Origin of the sequence: Paraburkholderia sp. BL21I4N1 (genome assembly GCF_002973525.1) — a bacterium.
In the GTDB taxonomy this organism is placed as follows: domain Bacteria; phylum Pseudomonadota; class Gammaproteobacteria; order Burkholderiales; family Burkholderiaceae; genus Paraburkholderia.
Genome location: NZ_PVEN01000002.1, coordinates 277,735 through 297,851, shown reverse-complemented (window position 1 = coordinate 297,851; position 20,117 = coordinate 277,735). Strand labels below are relative to the sequence as shown.

The window sequence follows — 20,117 nt, the reverse complement described above, 5'->3', positions numbered from 1 at the left end:
CGCGCATTGGATCATGCCGAATCGTCATTGAGAGAAACCTCTAAGGGCTTATGATTCCGGCCTCCTCCGCACGCAGCAAGTAACAGCGCCGCGAACGCCTGGCGCTCTCTCGCCAGATATCTCCGCTTATACCCGTTACGAATATGAAAAGCCCGACCCCGCAGCCGACGATGCGTACGCGACTGCTCTCCGCCCTCTTCACGGCCACGATCGCGATCACCACGCATTCAGCCCTCGCCGCGTCGCCCAGCGGCATTCAAGCCGAATCCTGGCTCGTGATCGACGGCGAATCCGGCCAGGTGCTCGCCGAACACAACGCCGACGCGCATCGCGAGCCTGCTTCGCTAACCAAGCTGATGACGGCCTATCTCGTCTTCGACGCGTTGAAGCGGGGCGCCCTGAGCTGGGACGAGAAAGTGCGGATATCCGCCGACGACACCGCCAGCGTAAAAAGCGATGAAGCACAGATGTACCTGATGGCAGGACGGGAGGTAGCCGTTCGTGATCTGGTCAGAGGGTTGATCGTCGCATCGGCGAACGACGCCGCGCTCGTGCTCGCGAAACGGCTGGGCGGCAGTCTCGCCGGCTTCGAGCAAATGATGAACAGCAAGGCCCGCGAATTAGGTATGAACGACTCTCACTTCGCTTCGCCTTCGGGGATTACGACACCGAACCACTATTCGACGGCTCGCGATCTTTCCACACTCGCCCTTCGTTTGACGAGCGACTTCCCCGAGTACTATTCCTTTTCATCGCAACAGCACTTCGAATACGGCCGCTTTAAAAAGCAAAACAAGAACTGGCTGCTGGGTACTGACCCAAGCGTCGATGGATTGAAAACGGGTCATACAAAGGCCGCCGGTTTCTGCATCATTGCCACGGCAAGGCGCCAGCAGTCGAACCCGCCGATGAAACGTCGGGTCTTTGCGGTTCTGCTAGGCGCGGCCACGGCGAAACAACGCATTTCGGGCGCACATACCCTGCTTGAATACGGCTTTGGCTCGTTCAGGGACTATCCCGCTGAAGGCGCAGGTCATCAAGTGGTCACGCAACCATTGCAGGCCGGCGCAACCGTCTCGCATCGGGCTTGAGAACTCAGTCAATCACCGGCGGCATCATATGCGCCGCCGGTTAATCCACTCCTACGACTCCCCCACCTTCCGCGGCTGAGTCAACATCGCGGGCTGCAAAATCTCATCGAGTTGCGCCTGACTCAACAGCCCTTTCTCCACCACGATCTCGGCCACGCTTCGGCCGGAAGCAAGCGCTTCCCGCGCGACTTCCGTGGCATGCGTATAGCCGATATACGGGTTGAGCGCGGTCACGATCCCGATCGAGTTTTCAACGATCGCCCGCAACCGGTCGCGATTGGCGGTGATCCCGTCGACGCATCGGGACGCCAGCGTCAAGCACCCTGCCCGCAGATGGGCCACGCTTTTAAAAAGACTGTGCGCGATGATGGGCTCGAACGCGTTCAGTTGCAGTTGCCCGGCTTCCGCCGCAAAACTCACGGTCACGTCGTTGCCGATCACTTCGAACGCGATCTGATTGACCACCTCCGGAATCACCGGATTGACCTTGCCCGGCATGATGCTGGAGCCCGCCTGCACCGGCGGCAGATTGATTTCCCCCAGCCCCGCGCGAGGACCGCTCGACAGAAGCCGCAGATCGTTGCAGGTCTTCGACAGTTTCACGGCAACCCGCTTCAGCACGCCGGACAACTGCACGAATGAGCCGACGTCCTGAGTCGCTTCCACCAGATTCGGCGAGGTGGTGAGCGCAATACCCGTCACCTCGCTCAGGTGAGTACAGACGAGCCCCGCATACTGCGGATGCGTATTGATGCCCGTTCCAATCGCCGTTGCCCCCAGGTTGATCTCGCAGATCAGTTTCGACGCTTCCCTGAGGCGCTCCTCGTCTTCGCCGAGCATCACGGCGAAGGTGCTGAATTCCTGCCCTAACGTCATCGGTACAGCGTCCTGCAATTGCGTCCGGCCCATCTTCAGGTCGCTTCTGAACTCTTCCGCCTTACGTTCGAACGACGCACGCAGCACGCCCATTGCGTCGATCAGCTGCATGATGCCCGCGTAGGTGGCGATCTTCAGCGCCGTGGGATACACGTCGTTCGTGCTTTGGCCGAGGTTGACGTCCTCATTCGGATGGAGAACGCCGTACTCGCCTCGCTGATGCCCGAGGTGTTCGAGCGCGAGATTGGCAATGACTTCGTTGGCGTTCATGTTGGTCGAGGTCCCCGCACCGCCCTGAATGACGTCCACCACAAAGTGATCATGCGCAATACCGGAGCGGACCTGTTTGCACGCTTGAACAATCGCCGACATCTTGAGCTCGCTGAGTAGTCCGAGGTCGTAGTTCGCCAGCGCAGCCGCTTCCTTGACGCTCGCCAGCGCATTGATGAGATTCGGATACACCGAAATAGGCATCCCCGTGATCGGGAAGTTCTCCAAGGCGCGCAACGTGTGCACGCCGTAGTACGCCGACGCGGGCACGGCGAGGTCGCCGAGAAGATCGTGTTCGATACGTTCGTTGGCGGTGAGCATGAATACCTCGATAGTTAAAGATGACGGGCGAAGACGTGATGTGGTCGTTCAGACGTGGTGCGTTTCAGCGGGAATCGCGGTGGCAGTCGCGGTGGCAGCGGAAGCGGCGGCCGCCGTGGCATACGCAACGCATTGCCGCGCAAGCACGTCGGTCGGATCCACGAGGCGGACCGACGTGCCATTCGTGCCCACGTAATCCGTCTGCGGTAGAAGCAGCGGCAATTCGGTGCAACCAAGAATGACCACTTCCACGCCTTGCGCGACGAGACCATTGATCGCGGCGGCGATATCGAGCTGGCACTGTCCGCTCGTGAAGCCGGCCTTCACGCCCTCTGCGCCGTAAATGGCGTCCATCACGCGAGCCTGCAAAGCCGGGCCGGGTAGAACCTGCTGCAATCCTTGCGACATGAGCGCCTTTTCGTAGACGCCGCTTTCCACCGTCCCCGTGGTCGCCAATACGCCCACCGACCGCAGCGATGGAAAGTTCTCGCGCAGATAGCGAACCGTCACCGTTAGCATGTTCACGATCGGTATGCTCAGATACGGTTGAATCCGTTCGACGAACGCGTGCGCGGTGTTACATGGAATCGCAATGAGATCCGCGTCGCCCGCTTCGAGTTTCTTGCAGGTCGCGTAAAGGGAGAGCGTCGGATCGGGGCCGTCGCCGATCAAACTTTCCGTGCGGTCCGGAATCTGCGGGTTCTGCTCGACCAGGAGTTTGATGTGATCCTGATCCCGTTTGGCCGGCGTATTGCGCACGATCTTGTGGATAAAGTCCACGGTGGCCGCCGGACCCACGCCACCCACCACGCCGACCTTGAAGAGCGTTTCCGGCGACGCGTACTGGCCCGACACCACGTACTGCGCGTACGCCAGATTCGAATCGAGCAGCGGCACCGGTAACGGTCCGATCTCGCCGGCCACCAGCGCGATTTCGGTCAGACCCGGCACGATGATCGTCGCGCCCTGCGCGATCAGGTCTTCGCACGCTTCGCGTAACAGCGTCACCGGGCGGCCGTTCAGGTTGCCGCTCTTCACGCCTTGCGCGCCGTACACCGCCTCGGTGACGAGATCCACCTCGTCCCGCTGGCGCGGATAGACCACGTCGAATTCGGGCGACGCAAAATACCGCTCGAACAAGCCTTTGCGACGCGTGTAGTCCGAGGCCAGAACGCCAATGCGACGCACCGGCGGAAACCGCCGTCGCACGTGACTGCGCACGGCCTCGACCATATCGACGATCTGCAGCGGCGAGTTGGCCCGCAGTTCATCTATAAAGGTGTGACTGAGAAAGCAAGGCAACACGACCGTCGTCACGCCCTGCTTCTCGAAGCGGCTGATCAGATCGAAGATGTACAGCTTGCGCTCCGTCGTCGCCGCCGTCCCCGTGCCGGAGGTTCGGAACGGATGCTGCTCGAAGATCACGTCGAAGTGCTCGGCGTCACTCGTCGCGGGCGTCGATTTGACGAGTTTAAAAAATACGTCCGCGCTCGCGAGCGGCCCAAGTCCGCCCACCACACCAAACTTGCGCACGCTCTTTGCCGGCCCTTCGTTCATTTCGTCTCGCCTTGCCATTGCGCGTAAGCCGGTTCATCCGTGACAGCGACAGCCACCGTCGCCTGCCTGAGCGCACGTTTGCTTTCCCACTTCGCTATCACCGCCGTTGCGATGCTGTTGCCGATCACGTTGGTCGCGGTTCGCCCCATGTCGAGAATCTGGTCGATCGCGAGAATCAGCACGACGCCGGAAGGCGGCAGATGGAACATCGGCGCCACCGCCGCGACGACCACCACGGAACCGCGCGCCACGCCCGCCATGCCCTTGCTGCTGACCATCAGCACCAGCAGCATCATGATCTGCGTGCCGAGCGGCATGTCCATGCCGAAGGCCTGCGCGATGAAGATCGCCGCGAACGCCTGGTACATCATCGAGCCGTCGAGATTGAACGCATAGCCAAGCGGCAGCGTGAACCCGACCACCTTCTTGTCGACGCCGAATTCCTCGAGTTTTTCCGTCAAACGCGGATACGCCGCTTCGCTACTCGCCGTCGAAAACGCCAGCATGGCAGGCTCGCGAACCGCCTTCAGCAGCGCCCAGATCGGCTTGCCGAGAAAGACATAGCCTATCGCCACGAGTAGCGTCCACAACAGGACGAGGCCCACGTAGAAGCTGCCGATCAGCTTGCCGTAAGTGGTCAACACATCCAGCCCATGCACGGTGATCGCCGAGGCCAGCGCGCCGAACACGCCGATCGGCGCGAGGCGCATCACATAATCGGTCAGCTTCAGCATGGCGGGCACCAGCGCGTCCACGCCGGCCACCAGCGGCGCGACTCGCGGGTCGCTCTTGATGACGCTCAGCACCACGCCGAACAGCACGGAAAACACGAGGATCTGCAGAATGTCGTTGCGGGCCATCGCGTCGATGATGCTGGTCGGAAACGCGTGGGTGACGAAATCCTTGAAGTTCAGACCGGCGGTATTCAGTCCGGTGCTGACGTCGGCGCTGGTCTGCACCAGGTTGAGCCCCGCGCCGGGATGGAACACGTTCGCCAGCGCCAGGCCGAGCGCGAGCGACAGCAGCGACGCGCACAGGAACCAGCCCACCGAGCGGAAGCCGATACGGCGCACGTCGCTGGTGCCCGCCATGCCCGCGAGTCCCGAGACGAGCGTCGCGAACACCAGCGGCGCGATAATCATCTTCACGAGGCGAAGAAAGATATCGGTGATGATGGAGAAGTAGCCGGCAACGGCCTTCGCTTCGTCGGCATTCGCCACCGAGCGGTGACAGATATACCCGACGACAACGCCGAGCACCATGCCGACAAAGATGTAGAGAGTCAGGCGATTCTTCATGTGAATCCGTCCAGAGGTAGCGCCGGTGAGCGAACCGCACACCACGCGCAGGAAAGGCAGAAACCCTGCGATATGAGCGGGTCTCTGTGTCTGGACGGATATTAAGGAACCGAAAAAAGACGGCGATGCTAGTACTGCATGCGCCTATGCTGATTTCGCATAACCCGTGAAAACCCTATCACGACGGCTGGCTCGCCGCGCGAATGTGCCCCCACAGCGTCTCCAGAAACTCGCTTCGATTCGACGCGTCGCGGTACACGCGCAGTTCGACTTCGAGATGCCATTCGGCGCGGCCGGCGGGAATCAGTTCACCGGATTCGAGTTCGGTCGTGATCGAGCTTTTAGGGAGCCACGCCACGCCCTCGCCTTCCATGACGAGTTTCTTCAACACTTCGGCCATGTCCGATTCGTAATGCAGTTGCAGCACCGGCGCGGCGCTGGCGCGACCGAGAAGCAGTGCGAGGCAACGACCGAAATAACTGGTTTCCGTGTACGAGATGAGCGGCAGCGGACGGTTCGCGGTACCGGGCAAGCGGAACGCGGGCGCGAGACGCTCATTGGGCCGGCACACCGGCATGAACGTGTCCACGCCGACGGTCAGATGCTGGTAACGCACCGGGTCGAGATGCAGCGGCAGTTCCGGGTGGTGATACGCGAACATCAGCTCGCAGTTCCCATTCACGAGCATCAGGATGGAATCGTGCACGTTGGTCGGAATCACCCGCGCGCGTACCTCGCCGACGTGCACGGTCAGCGCTTTCAGCCATGCGGGCAGAAAACTCAGCGCGATGGTGTGGCCCGCCGCGATCTGCAGACCTTTGCCGGCCATTCTCTGCTCGGTGCGGATAATCGCGCGGGTGTCGAACAGCTTGTCGAGAATGTCTTCGGCGGCTTCGCGAAACAGCCGACCGGCCGGCGTGAGCGTCGGCGGAAAACTGCTGCGGTCGATCAGGTCGGCGCCCACCCATTGTTCAAGTGACTGAATGCGCCGGCTGAAGCCGGACTGCGTCACGCTTCGAAATTCCGCTGCCCGGGAGAAGCTTTGATATCGGGCGAGCGCAATGAAGTCTTCGATCCACTTGATTTCCATGTCCGTTCCGCGTGCGTTGCAGTGACAAGCCGGTCGCGCTTAAAGAGCCGAATTCTACGCGCGCGCGGACATCTCGCCGCGCGCGCCGCGATCCAACGGTCAGCGTGGCTCAGCGCCGCTTGTCGTACTTCTTCCAATAGCCGAACGCTTCCTCGTGACAATCGAGATCGAGTTCGGAGACGCGCGCCTGCATCCGCTCCTGCGCGTCCTGAACGGCGAGGTTGTAGACCGCCGGCGCGATCTCCTCCAGAAAGAATCCGAGCAACGCGCCGGCCTGGATGTTGCCGATCTCGTTCTCCATGTCCTGCTTGAAATAGCGCTGGATTGACGCGATTGCTTCCTTGCGGACGTCCTTGTCCAGTTCGATTGCCATAGGGTTCCTCTTCAGGCGATGGTCGATGTCGATACCACGGTCGATCTCGACGTGGACTTCACGCCGCCGGCACGACCGCCCCCACCTGCTGATACACCGCCGTTTCGAAACCAAGCAGCGTCTCGATCACCGGCATATCGAAGAACGGCAGCAACTGCGTCATCAGCACCGCGCCGATGCCCTTCGAACGGTCGATCCAGTAAAACGAATTGAAGACGCCGGCCCAGTTGCCGGTGCCGTTGCTGCGCATGCCGGGCAGATCGGTGAGCGTCAGCTGGAAGCCGAGCCCCCAACTCTGCGGCCACGGCGCGCCGGGCGTGTCGTTCGACAGTTCGGGCAGCGTGGACTTCATCAACTCGGGCAGCGTGATCTGGCCGAGTTGATTTTGCAGCGCCATCCGCACTGTCGCCGGTTGAAGGATGCCGGCGCCGTCGTTGAGCCACGCCTGCACGAAGCGACCATAGTCCTGCACGGTGCCGTACGAGCCGTGACCGCCGGCGTCCCATTCGGAGGCGGGCGGAAGATCGATCTTTGAGAGCGCGAGCGTGCCGTCCGCCTGGCGCTGCATCACGCGCAGCAATCGGCCGCGCTGCTCCGCGTTCGGTTCGAAGGTCGAGTCGTTCATGCCTAGCGGCTCATACACGTGCTGCCGGATGTAGCTGCCCAGACTTTGCCCCGCCAGCTTTTCGACGACGAGTCCGAGCCAGTCGACGTTGGTGCCGTATTCCCAGACCGTGCCGGGATCGTTGACGAGCGGCGTGGAAAAACTCCGCTTCAGTCCCGAGAGTGGCTGAGGCACGCCGGTCAGTTCGTGATAGCGCATCAGCTTTTCGTTGAGGAAGAAGTAGCCGAGACCGGCGGTGTGCGTCATCAATTGGCGCACCGTGGCTTTGCTCGCGGGCGCGCGCAAACGCGGTGTGTCGCCGTCGAAACCGTCGAGCACCTGCAACTCGCCGAACGCCGGCAGAATCGATTCGACCGTGGCGTCGAGATTCAGCAGCCCCTTCTCCACGAACTGCAGCGCCGCCGTGGTGGCTACGGCCTTCGTCATCGACGCGTTGCGGAACATCGTATGCTGGCTTGCCTCGCCGGCCGCGTGATGAAACAGCGGGCCGTCGCGGTCGACGACCACGGCCGCGATGCCGTGAATGCCGCCTGTCGAAACCGCGTTGTCAAGCAATGTCTTGATGGCCGAACCGTCGAATGTCATGGGTATCTCCTGCGCTCGTGGTGGGAAGCCCGTGGTGGGCATGGTTGCCGGCACGGGGCGACCATTTTGCGCCAGGAAGACGAAAGTTGCTGCGCGGACGCGCAGTACCGCATACCGCGCTCCATTCGTTCAGGGTTGATTTCATCCTCGCGATCCCCGAGCTACAGAAAAAACTGAATCGGCCGTTATCGCAAAGATACCCTTTCGAACCCATCACCCTTCGTTTCAGAATCGATCCCGCGCCCTATGGAGAAAGCACCCACGCACAGCGTTCTGCCGTTACTGGTATCGCTCGCGTTGCTAACTCATGCGGGTCTCTACAGTACGGCGGCGATCGCGGCGGATGCGCCCAGTGCACCGCTCAACGAGCGCATCCTGACGGTACCCGTCGCGTCGTCGCCACCGGTGCGGCTCAAGCTCACCCTCTATATGCCGTCGCGCGGCGGCCCCTTTCCGCTCGCGCTCGTCAATCACGGTGCGTCGCACGATCCGGCGAACGCGCCGCGCATTGCCGACAACTTCATCCCTTACTACTTTTTATCGCGCGGCTACGCGGTCGCCATGCCGATGATGCGCGGCTACGCCGGCTCCGAAGGCTATATGCGTCCACATGGTTGCGATCTCGTGGCAACCGGCATGGACGCAGCGCGGGACATTCGTCAGGTACTCGACTTCGTGAAGCATCAACCCGGCGTCGATGCCTCGCGGATCGTCATGGTCGGCAAAAGTATGGGCGGATGGAACACGCTGGTGTTCGGCGCGCAAAGCCCGCCCGATGTAAAAGGACTCGTCAGCTTTGCGGGCGGTCTCAAGGAATCCGATTGTCACGAACCGGACGCCAGCCTGATTAACGGCGCGGGCCAACTCGGCGCTCACACGAAACTGCGCTCGATCTGGTTCTTCGGCGACAACGATCAGACCTTCGCCACGTCAACGTGGCGCGACATGTTTCGTCGATACGCCGCGGCGGGCGCCCCCGCGGAACTCGTCGACTACGGCACCTTCCAGCAGGACGCGCATGCCATGACGGCGTCGGCGGCGGGTTTGCCGCTGTGGGTGAAGAAAGCCGACGCGTTCCTCGCCAGCATCGGCATGCCCGGTCGGGAGGTCAACCCGGAGTATCTGCCGAACCAGGCGTACACGACGAGCGCGTATGCCGATCTCAACGACGTCGGCGCGCTGCCCTATCTGGACGCGAAACAGCGGGAGACGTTGTATCGGGGTTTTCTGGCGGCGCCGCTGCCGCGCGCGATCGCGATCGGGACCACCGACGCGGTCTGGTCGTCGGGCGGTTTCGATGCAGCCGCAATGGCGATGCAGCGCTGTGCGGAACGCACGCATTATTGCCAGTTGTACGCGGTCGACAACAAGGTGGTGTGGCCGCGGCTCGAATCGGAGCCGCCGAGCACGCACTTTGCGGCGTTGACGGACGCATCGGCGATTCCTTATCTGAACGCTCAGGGACGCAAGGCCTATGGCGCGTTTCTGACGAGTCGCCGGCCACGCGCGTTCGCGATTGCGCCGGACGGTGCGTGGGGCGTGGCGTCGGGTCTGGATCCCATGAACGACGCGCTCGTTGCGTGCGCGAACGGTCACGGCGGTTGCCGACTTTACGCGGTGGACGGCGATGTGGTGTGGGCAGCGAAAGCGGCCGGCAGCGCGCCGGGCCAATAAAACCCAATGAATCGAACGCGCTTCGAGGGGTGAAGCGAGCCGGGCGGCACAGGCTCCCATGCCACCGGTCAGTTCCCGAACGTGAACCTGAAACTGAACGCCGCGCGGCCGTGGCCGCAGGCAATCAGGCGGACAGCGTCTTCGTATAGTCCGGCATATTGGACAGGTTCATCGACAGATCGAGGTTCAAGTCAGGCAGTTTGGACCTGCCGTCGGACACCATCTGGTCGAGGCCGCCTTGCGCGGCCCACTGGAAGTTGCCCACGCCGGACTTGCCGTCCGCGCCGGACACGTCATGCGTCTCGATCTGCTGGTAGACGTCCGGATTCTGCAACATGTACGACGCCGCCGCGGACACGTCCGAAGGCGTACCGGCCGGCGGATTATTGGCCAGCTGGTAGAGCTTGTTGGGATCCAGCGACTTGATTCCGTTCTGGCTCATGTAGCTCGACAGCGTGCCCGCCGCGTCCTGCGCGCCCATCATCGCGCCTTGCGTCGAAGTGGAATTCATTGCGTCGGTCGTGCTCGACGACGGCTCGCTGTCCAGACCGCCCTGCGCGGCCCACTCGAAATTGCCCACGCCGGACTTGCCGTCCGCGCCGGCCACGTCGTGCGTTTCGATCTGCTGGTAGACATCCGGATTCTGCAACATGTACGACGCCGCCGACGACACCGCGGGCGGCGTGCCGGCCGGCGGATTATTTGCGAGCTGATACAGCTTGTTCGGATCGAGCGACGAGATGCCGTTCTGATTCATATAGCTCGCGAGCGTCCCCGCCGCGTCCTGCCCGGTCGTGTTTTGACCGAGCGACGAAGAACTCTGCTGCAGCGCCTGATTGATCATCTGGTCGACCTGCTGCTCGAGTTGCTTGATGTTCTGATCCTCCGACGAAAACGAACTGTCGGTGCTGGGCGTGGCGAGACTGGAAACGGTGTCGTTGGCGATGGCGGTCATGGCGTCCTCTGCAAGGGAAGATCGACCGCCAACGGTGAAGCGGAGACGAAACACACACAGCGGCGGTCCGGGGTCGTCTAATGCTAGGGGGTCGCATCGGGGCCAAGTCGCGGCACCCGAAAAACGCGCTGAAAATGCGAAGCGATGGCTGCGGTGTGACGCGTCACGCATTGGAGCGTCGGAGCGTTGAAGCGGCATGCATCGGAGCGGTAATGCATCCCGATGTCACTGCACCTGAGCGGCGCCGCGCGCGGCCTGGCCTTCGCAGTAGGCGAGGTATTTGTCGTAGGCCTGCTGCGGCGGCGTTTTGGCGTAGCGTCCGTACAGACGTTCCACGAACGTCGCCAGTTCCGCTTCCGCGTAGACCTGTCGTTCAATCGGCATTGCCGCCGCCACCGCTTGCGTCTTGCGTAATTCGTCCTGTTTGCTGACGCCCGCGTCGCGGTCCTGGGCGATCAGCTTCGCGTTGTTCGCGCGCATCGCGCAGACCTGTGTCATCGCCGCCGAGGTTTGCGGTTGCATTTGGGCATGCGCGGCCAGCGGACTCAGTAGCGCGGACGACGCGAACAGCGCCGCCGAGAACGAGCGGCGAACCGACGTCAAATAGCGCGGGCGACGCGAGTCGCTTCGGGTTGCATGGTTCATTCAGTCCTCGCAGTGTTCACCGGGTTCGTGAGTTTCGATGGGTAAATCATGCCGTCGCGCAGCGTCGGCGCGGCGGCATCGGTGGCATCGGTGGCATCGCCGGTGAAACGGCTGATGGACAGCACGTGATCCAGCGCCCACACGCAGTGATACCAGCCGGTTGGAATCACCAGCAGGTCGCCGGGTTCCAGGACGACATCGACGCCTCGCGCCTGGGCAAAACGCGGAAAGCGCGTCAGATCGGGCGACGCCACGTCGACGCGGCACGGGCGGTACGTGTTGAACGAATCGAACGCGTAGAGCGCGTCTTCCTGAGCCGGTGCGTAAAGACGCACGCGCTTGCGGCCGTGAATCTGGGCCAGGAACGAGTTCGCCGGATCGCAATGCAAACGCGTTACTAGCGATGCGCCGCTCGCGCGGCCGAACCAGAGTTGACCCGCGCCGAACCGGCGCACCGGGAGACCTGGCAACGCAAAGCGCGCTTCCCACGTTGGCGGCAGCAGGCAGCCTTCCGTGTACGTCGCGGCCCCGGGTTCAGCCACACCGTGCGCGGCGATTGCGTCGATGAAGCCGGCCACGGTTTGCGCGCCGCCGCTCGATGGATCCTCGCGCAACACCGTCGAGCCTTCGTGGCGAAGCCAATCGTCGAGGGTCCAGGAGACTTCCGGCCAGTCGATCACGCCACGCACGGCAAGTGGAATCGAGGCGTCGAGCGCGTCGGCGAGAGCCGTGCGCACGTCGTTGTGATCGCCACCGCGCGCGCGCATCGTGCTTACCGTGGGCACCGACGCTAGGGTGGCAGGCGCGCGTTGCCGGGCCCGTTCGAGCGCCGCGCGGGCCATTGCCGAAGGACGTTTGAGCAATTGCAGCCAGTACGCCGCGAGCCGCGCGGAGCCGTCGATCCGTACGCCGCCCAGCGCCAGGGCCGCGGCGCTGCGCGGATCGAAACCGGTCGGGTCGTCGAGCATCGCCGCTAATAGCGCGTGGTTCAGCGTGAGGCGCGCCGCGGCGTGGTGGGGGCCGACGGAGGGAATGGGAGCCGCGGCCGGCGTTGGCGTTGGCGTTGAAGCCGAAATCGGCATCGACGCGATCGAAGGGCCGAGCAGAAAGCGCCGTGACACGTCGGCGCAATCGCTAACGATCAAATCGACCGCCACCGTTCGCGGCGGCGCGACATAGTGCTCGGCGAGCCGCGCCTCCAGCAACGCGCTCAACGCCGCGTGCGCGTCACGGCTCACCACGGCTTGCGCCAGTAGACCGCCTGGCCGTTGACACGCGTCAGCGGCGCGTCGATCCCATGCGCGGCGCGATATTCATCGACGGCCCGCGCGCAGCCGGTCGGCAAGCCGTAATCGTCGACGATCACGAAGCCGCCCGGCGACAACCGCGGATACAAGGCGTCGAGCGCCACGCGGGTTGACTCGTACCAGTCGCCGTCGAGCCGCATCAGCGCCAGTCTCTCGATCGGCGCGGCGGGTAGCGTGTCGGCAAACCAGCCCGGCAGAAAGCGCACGCGACGATCGAGCAGTCCCGCTCGGGCGAACGATTCGCGCACGCCGGCCAGATCGCTGCGCAGGCCGTCCACCGCGCCCATCACGTGATGCCAGATCGCCTCGCGCAGATCGACGGCGGGGTCCGGTGCCGGCAGTCCCGCGAAGGAGTCGGCCACCCACACGTTGCGGCTGGCGTCGCCGAACGCGCTCAGCGCGGCGCGCAACAGAATCGTCACGCCGCCACGCCACACGCCGGTTTCGATGAAGTCGCCGGGCACCTGTTCGTCGATCGTCGTGCGCGCCAGATCCACGACGTTGTCGAGCAGCACGGCATCGCACAGGGTCAGACGGCGCGACGCGTGATGCATGTGATTGAGCGCATCGGCCATGCGCGACGGCTCGGCGCCGGCAATGTCGGCCGCCGTGCGATGCAGCGGCCGAAGCCAGTCGGCGAAGACGCGATCCGCTTCGGTGAGCCGTTCGAGACAATCGGCAGCGGTGATGGGGGCGTTGGGGGCGTTGGGAGCGTTGGGAGCGTTGGGAGCGTTGGGAGCGTTGGGAGCGTTGGGAGCGTTCGGAGCGTTCGGAGCGTTCGGAGCGTTCGGAGCGTTCGGAGTGGCGGCGGGTGCGAGCGCGTCCGTGCGCGCATCGGCATCCGCCGCGCCGCCGATGTAACGGCGGATCATCGCCAGATAGGCGTAGGCCCGGTCGTCGTCGGCATGCGGCGCGAGGGGCTTCGGCTCGGCGTCGAGCCATGAGACGCGGGTCAGGCCTGGGGAGTTCGAAAGAGTCGATTCCATCGCGGGTTCGGGTGGGCGCTCGGGCCGTTGGTCGGAAGAGAGGCGAAACGCGGGCGTCGTGCCACGTTGAGCGCGACGGCAAGCCTGACCGAGTATCGGCCGGCATGCGAACGTGTTTTGCCGAAGCGCGAACCATTGCATGCGCAGGCGAACCGCTGCGTCTCGCCGCCTCATTGCCTGATTGCCTCGCCGTGCACTGTCCCGCTCCCCACTTGCCGCACGCGGCACGCTGCGTGCGGTTATCGATGCAGTCTTTCGTGTCGGCGCCCACGGCACGGCACAGGATCAGGTGTGATGGCCGCATCGCCCGCTTTCTCCTTCCGCCGATGACTGGTTCTCCGCCCCGCCCCGCGCCATTCGCGCCATTCACACGACTCGCGTCTTGGTCGCGCCCGTCGCTAACCGGTCTCGCGGCCGGCTGCCTGCTCGCGCTCGCCGCCTGCGCAACCTCAAAAACGCCGCCACCGACCGCCAACGAGTCCCTCCCCCCCGATCTACGCGCCGGTCAGAACGAGGTGCTCCAGGAAGTGATGACGACGCACGGCGATGAAACCTACGTCTGCCGCCGCATCAAGTCCGACGCAGCCATCGCCGGCGCTGCCTCACAGGCCGGCGCAAGCTTGCCCGGCATCGCCCGCGACGGCACGCAACTGCTGTGGGATCCACTGGGATCCGAAGCCTTGCTCGTCGACGCGAGCGGCCAGAGCGTGGGCACCATTGCGCCGGGCCGTTACTTCCTCGCGTACGACGGCAGCTACGTGATCGGCAACGTGGCCGGCGAAAACCAGGTCGGCGCGAACGCGCTGACCTGGGTGCGCTACACCACGCGCTTCATCGCGGCGCGACGCCCCGGTGAGGGCCGGCTTGCCGACATCAGCTCGATCCAGCGCATCGACACTTCGGGCGGCCTGCCGCCCGAACCCGCCTGCGAACTGGAAGGCGCCCATCTGCTGGTGCCCTACGGCGCGACCTATATGTTCTATCGCGCCAAAGGGCTCGCGCCGGTCGCCCTCTCGGCGAACCAGGCACAGCATTAACCCCGGGAGTCGACCATGCAATTCGGTTTGTTCTTGACACTGCCCGCGCCCGAACCCAGGCCCGCCGCCGAGCTCTACGAACGCGCGCTCGCCATGGCGGAAGCCGCCGATACGCTCGGCTTCAGTCATCTATGGCTCGCCGAGCATCACTTCACGAACTATTCGCATTCGTCGCGCCCGCTGATGCTGCTCTCGCGCATCGCCGCGCGCACGCGTCATCTGCGTCTCGGACCGGCGATCGTGCCGGTGCCGCTGCATCATCCGCTGGTGATCGCGGAAGAACTCGCCACCCTCGACGTGCTGAGCGGCGGCCGCGTCGAAGCGGGTCTCGGCAGCGGTTATCAGCGCTACCAGTACGAGCGCTTCCAGCTCACCAAAGGCGCAAGCGCGGCACGCGACGACGAAGCGATCGACGTGCTGCTGAAAGCATTGCGCGAGCCCTTGTTCTCGCATCATGGCGAGCACTTCGACATTCCCCGTACCGGGCTCGTGCCGCAGCCGCTGCAACGCGCGATACCGTTGTGGCTGGTGGTCAATTCGAGCCGGCGGGCGTCGGTCGAACAGGCCGTGAAGCGGCGCGCCAATCTGTTCACCGGCGTGCTCGAACCGATTTCGAAGCTGACCGATGTGCGGCGCCACTACCCGGATCTCGCCGAGGCGCTGGCGACGGTGCGTATCGGCACGCAGCGCCCGGTGTTCGTCGCCGAAAACGAGGCACAGGCCCGCGAGGCCGTCGAGCATGCGCGCTGGAACGGACGCGCGACGCTGCGCCTGCGTCACGATCTGGGCGACGTGGTGGACGGCATCGTGCCTGCGGCACCCCTGCCCGACGAGCCGTCGGACGACGTCTTGCGCAACGATTTCCTCGTGATCGGCACGGCGGACGAATGTATTCATCAACTGCGCCGGATTCAGACCGGGCTCGGTTGCGACTACTTCAGCGCGAGCTTCTGGTTCGGCTCGATGCCGCACGACATGGCGATGGCATCCATGCGCCGTTTCGCGCGGGACGTGATGCCGGCGTTCGCGCGCGAGCGGGCGGCCGATTCGCACGAGGCGGCGGTGCCGCTTCCGCAGTGGGAGTCGACGCTGGCCTGGTGAACGCGGGGGTGGTGAACGCGGGGGTGGTGCGTGGTGCGTGGTGCGTGGCAAACAGTGAGCAGCACTAGAGCACCGCCCCCTGCCTCAACCGGTCGAGCGCCGCCATCCCCCGCACTCGACCTCCAGCAGACACTCACACCGCCAGCGGATCCTTCGGCTTCACGGCTTCGAAGTGGCCGCCCTGATCCCAGATCATCACCTCGCGCACATTTGCCGCCTGCTGATCCGCGCCGATGTGATCCACGTGCGTTCTCCCCGCCACCTGGGTGACACCCAACACATGCAGCGGCTGCTGGGTCCGCGGATCTTCGTTGATCATCGCCACCAGACGTTTGCCGGCAGCACCGGTGAATGTCATCGGATCGCCGTCGAGGACGTGTCCTTCGCCCACCAGTTTCTCCCGGTATTGGCGCACCTGCTCCGTGTGAGGCTGGCTGTAGTCGCCGGTTGCATGCTGCACCATGGAGATGAGCAGACAGTTGTTCCGGTCACCGTCGTTTTTCACGACGCTGAAGCCGCTTTGCTCGAGGCTGGCTTGCGTTGGCGCGAAATGGGTGGCCGCCGCCGTGGCTTGCTGCTCGTACTCCCACTGATTACCTTTGTAGACCGCCTGCATCTCGCTGGACAGGTCTTCCCATTTTTCGACCGTGGCCGTGCTTTGGGGCAGATCATCGAGCGCACTCAACGCCTTGTTGATCCGGTCGTCGAGCGCCTGGCGCTCCGGCGTGACGGGTACGACCGGCGCGGGTGCGGCACTTGACGACGATGAGGCGCTTGCGGCGCTTGATGCGGCCACGGTCTTCAACTTGGGCGTGGGGGTCTGCGGTGCGGTCAGCGGTGCGGTCTGCGGCGGCGAATTGAGCGGCGGCGACACGCTCGCGCTGGTCGATGGCTTCAACGGCTTGGGGGTCGGCGGCGTAACCGGCGACGCCGGTGGCGTGTTCGGCGGCAACACGCTTGCGCCAACCGCCGGCCGACTCTGCGGACTCGCCATCGGCATTGGCCTCGGCCCCGGCAACGAACTCGACGACCCTGAAGGCAATGACGCCATCGGCTGCATCTCGACCTCGCCCGCGGCGTTGGGGTCGAGACCGGAGCCTCCAACGTTTTGCCGCGGCCTGAAGCCGGACGAAGACGAACTCACCGTCGGCGCGGGAGCCGGCTTCCCGCCGTGCAACGTGAAGGTGCGCTTCGACTGGCTGTCGTAGCACAGCACGGCGGCCAGCGGCTTGGCGGCATTGCCATCGCCGCCAAGCCGTTGATGCGGCTGCGCGCCGGTTGCATCCACGAGTTTGACCGCCGCGCCCGGCTTGCCGTAGACCTGTGCCGCGACCCTCGCGATGACCTCGGCATGCTGCGCCACATCGACGGGCAGCAACGGCGGCGCACTGCCCCCCGGCGCTGCGTTCTGGCTTTGCCGCAACGTATCGATCACCTGCTCGCGCGCCTTCATCACCTGCCGGTTCATCGCGCTCGACGACGCGTCGCTCTTGCCCGAAAAATTCTGATGCAGCGCATACAGCATCGAATCGAGACCCGGCGTGCCGGGGTTGTCGATCACATCGACACCGGCTTCTTCGAAATGGCTGCGCCACTGCAACGGCTCGGCCGCGTCCGAGCGCTGAACCTGAACCCGCTCGACCGCGTCCGCCGCGCGATGGCGGCCGGCCTGGTCGAGCGTGAGCGTGGAAAAACGCCGCCGCACGTTCTCGCCGAACAGATGGCCTTCGAGCCACTTGCACGCGTCCTTGCGACTCATGCCTTCGAGGCTCGCGATATCCTTTTCGGTGAAGCGGAAATCGCGCAGCATGTTCCGCGCCGCCACCGCGCCCTCGCCGCCGTCGCGCCACCCCGCCACGAACTGGCGCACCGCGAACGGCGGATTGTCCTGCGCGAAACGTGTTTTCAGGTGCTCCGCGATCGCGTCGGGCGTCTTGCCCTGATAGCCGGTCCTGTCGAAACCGAGGTCGCCCGTGGCATGCCCCGTCGACAGTTGTTCGGACAGCGTGCCGATTCCGGCGGCCGGATGGTACGCGGCTTCATCGAGGAAATGCGTCTTGAGCGCGGCAAACGATTCGTCCGGATTCGCGTCGTCGTCGATCGCGCGCAGGGCGGCGGAGTCATGAGTCCGCGCTTCGGCATCGATCGTTTGGCGCGCCTGATTGCGATGAAAATGCGAGGCGACGCCGCCGCGCTCGTCGGCCAGCACACGTAGCGCGACCAGCACGTTGTTCTCCGGGTTTTTAGACGCCAGAAACTCGCGGGCGCCCGCGTGGTTGCCGGACCGTTCGAGCCCATCCAGCTTTTTGATGTCCGCGTCGCCGAGTTTCAGTTCGTTGCGCAGGAACATATCCCGATGCTGCAGACGCTGCGTCGACGCCGCGCCCGATTCGATCCGCTCGCGCACCCGCGGCAGCGCGCGCAACAGCGCTTCCTCGCGCATCTTCGCGTCGATCGGCCGGGCGTTCTTCTGCGTGATATAGCTGACGATCCCCCGACGACCCGCATAGATCAGATACACCGGACTCAGCACCGCGCGTGAAGCACTCACCTGGCCTGCCGTCGCCGCAGCGACCGGATTCACGGCCAACTCGGCGACGCCCACCGCCATGTTCACCGCGCCGTAGGCGACCTGCACCTTCGCGTGCCGCTTTTCTTCTTTCAGATTGTCGAGATTGAGCGCCTGGTACGCCGACAGATGCTGCTTCAGCATCTCCGGTGGCGCGGCGGTCAGCGGCGTCGTGCCGCTCGGCTTCAACGGGACGACTTTCGCGTTGTAGCGCGTCTTGAGCTCCTGCATCCGCTCGATCGTCGCGCCGCCGATGAAATGTTTCGCCAGCGCCTGGCGAATGTCGCCGCGCTGATACTTCGTCGTGGGCAAGGTGGCGTCGCTCTTCCAGAAACGCCATGAGCCGAAGTGCAGCGTGTCGCGCACGCGCGAACGGTCGGTCTCGGAAAGGCCTTGGTAGCGCTGCAGAAACGCATCCGGATCGCCCGAGCGGGCAATCGCCGTGAGCGCGTTCTTGTCGAACTCGCTTTTCTGCACGCCGTGTGTCGCGAAATGCGGGTCCAGCTTGCCCAGATCGGGACCGGCCCGCTTGCCGCGCGACGCTTCCCGAACCGTCGCCAGATGCGTGAACAGCGAATCCGTTCTGCCCGGCCTCACGTCGGCGGCGATGAAGGCGTCGATCACGTCCTCGCGAATCGCGCGGCGCGTACTCGCCGTATTCAGATTGGTCTTGCGGTTGAAGTTGAGGACGTTGAGCTTGATCCGCTCGCCCGGAAAATGCAGCATCTGGTTCAGCCGCTGCTGTCCGCCGCCGCCCACCGACGCGAAATTCTGCGTGAACTTCGTGACCTCGGCGTCGCTGCGTTGACGCAGGATCGAATAAACGTTCGGGTCGATCCTGCCTCGCGCGTGCAGGTCGTCGAGTTCCTGCAGGCCCGGGCTCGTCCCGTCCTGGCGCGCACTCGCCGGATGGTCGAGCGCGGTACTGAACGCGTGGGTGCGTTGCACTTTGCGGTCCACCGCCCGGCTTTGCAGCGCGCCTGCCGCCGTGTACATCGCGCCGGAAGCGATCGCAAGCGCACCGTCCGCATACACCGGCCCGGGCGCCTTGCCGTACAGCGAGGTCCCCGGATGCGTGACCGATTCCATGCGGCTAGTCATGTTCAACGCGCCCAGCCCGACATCGCGAAACGCGCCGGGCGCGGCGCGCTGGAGATTGCCTTTGTCCTGCGCCAGCGCGCGGCGGGCTTCGTCGCCGTCCAGCGTGCCTTTCTCCGTCGTCTTGACCTTGTTCGCGCTGTTCGCGACCTTGAAGGCCTTGTGCGCGGTGCCGACGGTGGTGGCGGCAATGTCGAGCGCCTGCGGCACGGCGCCGAGCGCGCCCACGACCTCGGCGAGCGTTTTGGTGCCCTCGGAGGCGTGGCCTGCCGCGCTCGCGAGGCCGCCGCCGGACGACGCCGCGTTGTTCACGCCCCATCCCAGATAGCCGCCCGATGCCGTCGTGCCAAGCGGCGATTCGATGGCCGCGATGCCTTCTCCGGTCTTGCTGGTCGCCTTGGAGAGCTTCGCCTTCAGCTTGCCCAGTGTCGACAATTGGGCGCTGCCTTGCTGCGTCGGTGTGGGCGTCGTCGATGCGGGAGCCGGGTGGGAAGGATCGGTCGACGGGTGCTCGCCGCTGCTCGGGTCGGGGACATGCGCCGCACTGTGCGAACTTGGAATGGACGGTGTCGACATGTTGTTCTCCGTGGCGATCGGGGCTCGATTCGTCAGTACATCGGAAATCAACGGGTCGGCCCGACGCAAAACGGAACTGCCGA

Annotated in this window: 15 protein-coding genes; 4 read left to right on the top strand and 11 right to left on the bottom strand. The window is 64.4% G+C overall.

The genetic code is table 11. The features are described 5' to 3' along the window. Nucleotides 1–143 precede the first annotated feature (143 nt). On the top strand, nucleotides 144–1,091 hold the full coding sequence (locus tag B0G83_RS07665) for a D-alanyl-D-alanine carboxypeptidase family protein (RefSeq protein ID WP_105506843.1): 948 nt from the start codon (nucleotides 144–146) through the stop codon (nucleotides 1,089–1,091). 51 nt (nucleotides 1,092–1,142) lie between these two features. Here B0G83_RS07665 and aspA read toward each other — a convergent pair whose 3' ends face one another. The 6 genes from aspA to B0G83_RS07635 form a co-directional block, all read right to left on the bottom strand. Beyond that, nucleotides 1,143–2,558, bottom strand: a complete 1,416-nt coding sequence (gene aspA, locus B0G83_RS07660; protein WP_105506842.1) for an aspartate ammonia-lyase — start codon at nucleotides 2,556–2,558, stop codon at nucleotides 1,143–1,145. A 48-nt stretch (nucleotides 2,559–2,606) separates the two neighbouring features. Continuing rightward, nucleotides 2,607–4,115, bottom strand: a complete 1,509-nt coding sequence (locus B0G83_RS07655; RefSeq protein ID WP_105506841.1) for an aspartate/glutamate racemase family protein — start codon at nucleotides 4,113–4,115, stop codon at nucleotides 2,607–2,609. Further along, nucleotides 4,112–5,413 (bottom strand): dicarboxylate/amino acid:cation symporter, encoded by a 1,302-nt coding sequence (locus B0G83_RS07650; protein WP_105506840.1) that lies wholly within the window; start codon nucleotides 5,411–5,413, stop codon nucleotides 4,112–4,114. The genes B0G83_RS07655 and B0G83_RS07650 overlap by 4 nt, the downstream gene beginning before the upstream one ends. Before the next feature lie 178 nt (nucleotides 5,414–5,591). Next, on the bottom strand, nucleotides 5,592–6,503 hold the full coding sequence (locus tag B0G83_RS07645) for a LysR substrate-binding domain-containing protein (protein WP_105506839.1): 912 nt from the start codon (nucleotides 6,501–6,503) through the stop codon (nucleotides 5,592–5,594). Between the two features lie 109 nt (nucleotides 6,504–6,612). Next, complete coding sequence (locus B0G83_RS07640) at nucleotides 6,613–6,876, bottom strand: DUF2164 domain-containing protein (RefSeq protein ID WP_105506838.1); 264 nt, start codon at nucleotides 6,874–6,876, stop codon at nucleotides 6,613–6,615. Between the two features lie 58 nt (nucleotides 6,877–6,934). Then, the gene (locus B0G83_RS07635; RefSeq protein ID WP_105506837.1) at nucleotides 6,935–8,086 is read right to left on the bottom strand and encodes a serine hydrolase; all 1,152 of its coding nucleotides are present in this window, start codon (nucleotides 8,084–8,086) and stop codon (nucleotides 6,935–6,937) included. Between the two features lie 246 nt (nucleotides 8,087–8,332). On the opposite strand from B0G83_RS07635, the gene B0G83_RS07630 reads away from it, so the two are divergent. After that, nucleotides 8,333–9,760: a dienelactone hydrolase family protein gene (locus B0G83_RS07630; protein WP_105506836.1), complete on the top strand. Its 1,428-nt coding sequence runs from the start codon at nucleotides 8,333–8,335 to the stop codon at nucleotides 9,758–9,760. 124 nt (nucleotides 9,761–9,884) lie between these two features. Here the strand turns inward: B0G83_RS07630 and B0G83_RS07625 are convergent, their stop codons facing one another. The 4 genes from B0G83_RS07625 to B0G83_RS38880 all read right to left on the bottom strand — a co-directional run bounded on the left by B0G83_RS07625 (nucleotide 9,885) and on the right by B0G83_RS38880 (nucleotide 13,653). Next, nucleotides 9,885–10,715: a hypothetical protein gene (locus tag B0G83_RS07625; protein WP_105506835.1), complete on the bottom strand. Its 831-nt coding sequence runs from the start codon at nucleotides 10,713–10,715 to the stop codon at nucleotides 9,885–9,887. A 225-nt stretch (nucleotides 10,716–10,940) separates the two neighbouring features. After that, nucleotides 10,941–11,360 (bottom strand): hypothetical protein, encoded by a 420-nt coding sequence (locus B0G83_RS07620; RefSeq protein ID WP_105506834.1) that lies wholly within the window; start codon nucleotides 11,358–11,360, stop codon nucleotides 10,941–10,943. Beyond that, the gene (locus tag B0G83_RS07615; protein WP_105506833.1) at nucleotides 11,357–12,601 is read right to left on the bottom strand and encodes a cupin-like domain-containing protein; all 1,245 of its coding nucleotides are present in this window, start codon (nucleotides 12,599–12,601) and stop codon (nucleotides 11,357–11,359) included. Before B0G83_RS07615 ends, B0G83_RS07620 begins: the two co-directional genes overlap by 4 nt. After that, complete coding sequence (locus B0G83_RS38880) at nucleotides 12,595–13,653, bottom strand: TylF/MycF/NovP-related O-methyltransferase (RefSeq protein ID WP_219849009.1); 1,059 nt, start codon at nucleotides 13,651–13,653, stop codon at nucleotides 12,595–12,597. Before B0G83_RS38880 ends, B0G83_RS07615 begins: the two co-directional genes overlap by 7 nt. A 515-nt stretch (nucleotides 13,654–14,168) precedes the next feature. Between B0G83_RS38880 and B0G83_RS38510 the strand changes: the two genes are divergently transcribed. Then, nucleotides 14,169–14,690 carry a DUF3455 domain-containing protein gene (locus B0G83_RS38510; protein WP_181156749.1) on the top strand — a complete coding sequence of 174 codons (522 nt, stop codon included), beginning with the start codon at nucleotides 14,169–14,171 and terminating at the stop codon, nucleotides 14,688–14,690. A 15-nt stretch (nucleotides 14,691–14,705) separates the two neighbouring features. Further along, entirely contained in the window at nucleotides 14,706–15,791 is a 1,086-nt protein-coding gene (locus B0G83_RS07595; RefSeq protein WP_105506829.1) for an LLM class flavin-dependent oxidoreductase, read from the top strand. Between the two features lie 133 nt (nucleotides 15,792–15,924). Here B0G83_RS07595 and B0G83_RS07590 read toward each other — a convergent pair whose 3' ends face one another. Continuing rightward, nucleotides 15,925–20,034, bottom strand: a complete 4,110-nt coding sequence (locus tag B0G83_RS07590; protein ID WP_146120170.1) for a hypothetical protein — start codon at nucleotides 20,032–20,034, stop codon at nucleotides 15,925–15,927. Nucleotides 20,035–20,117: the final 83 nt, after the last annotated feature.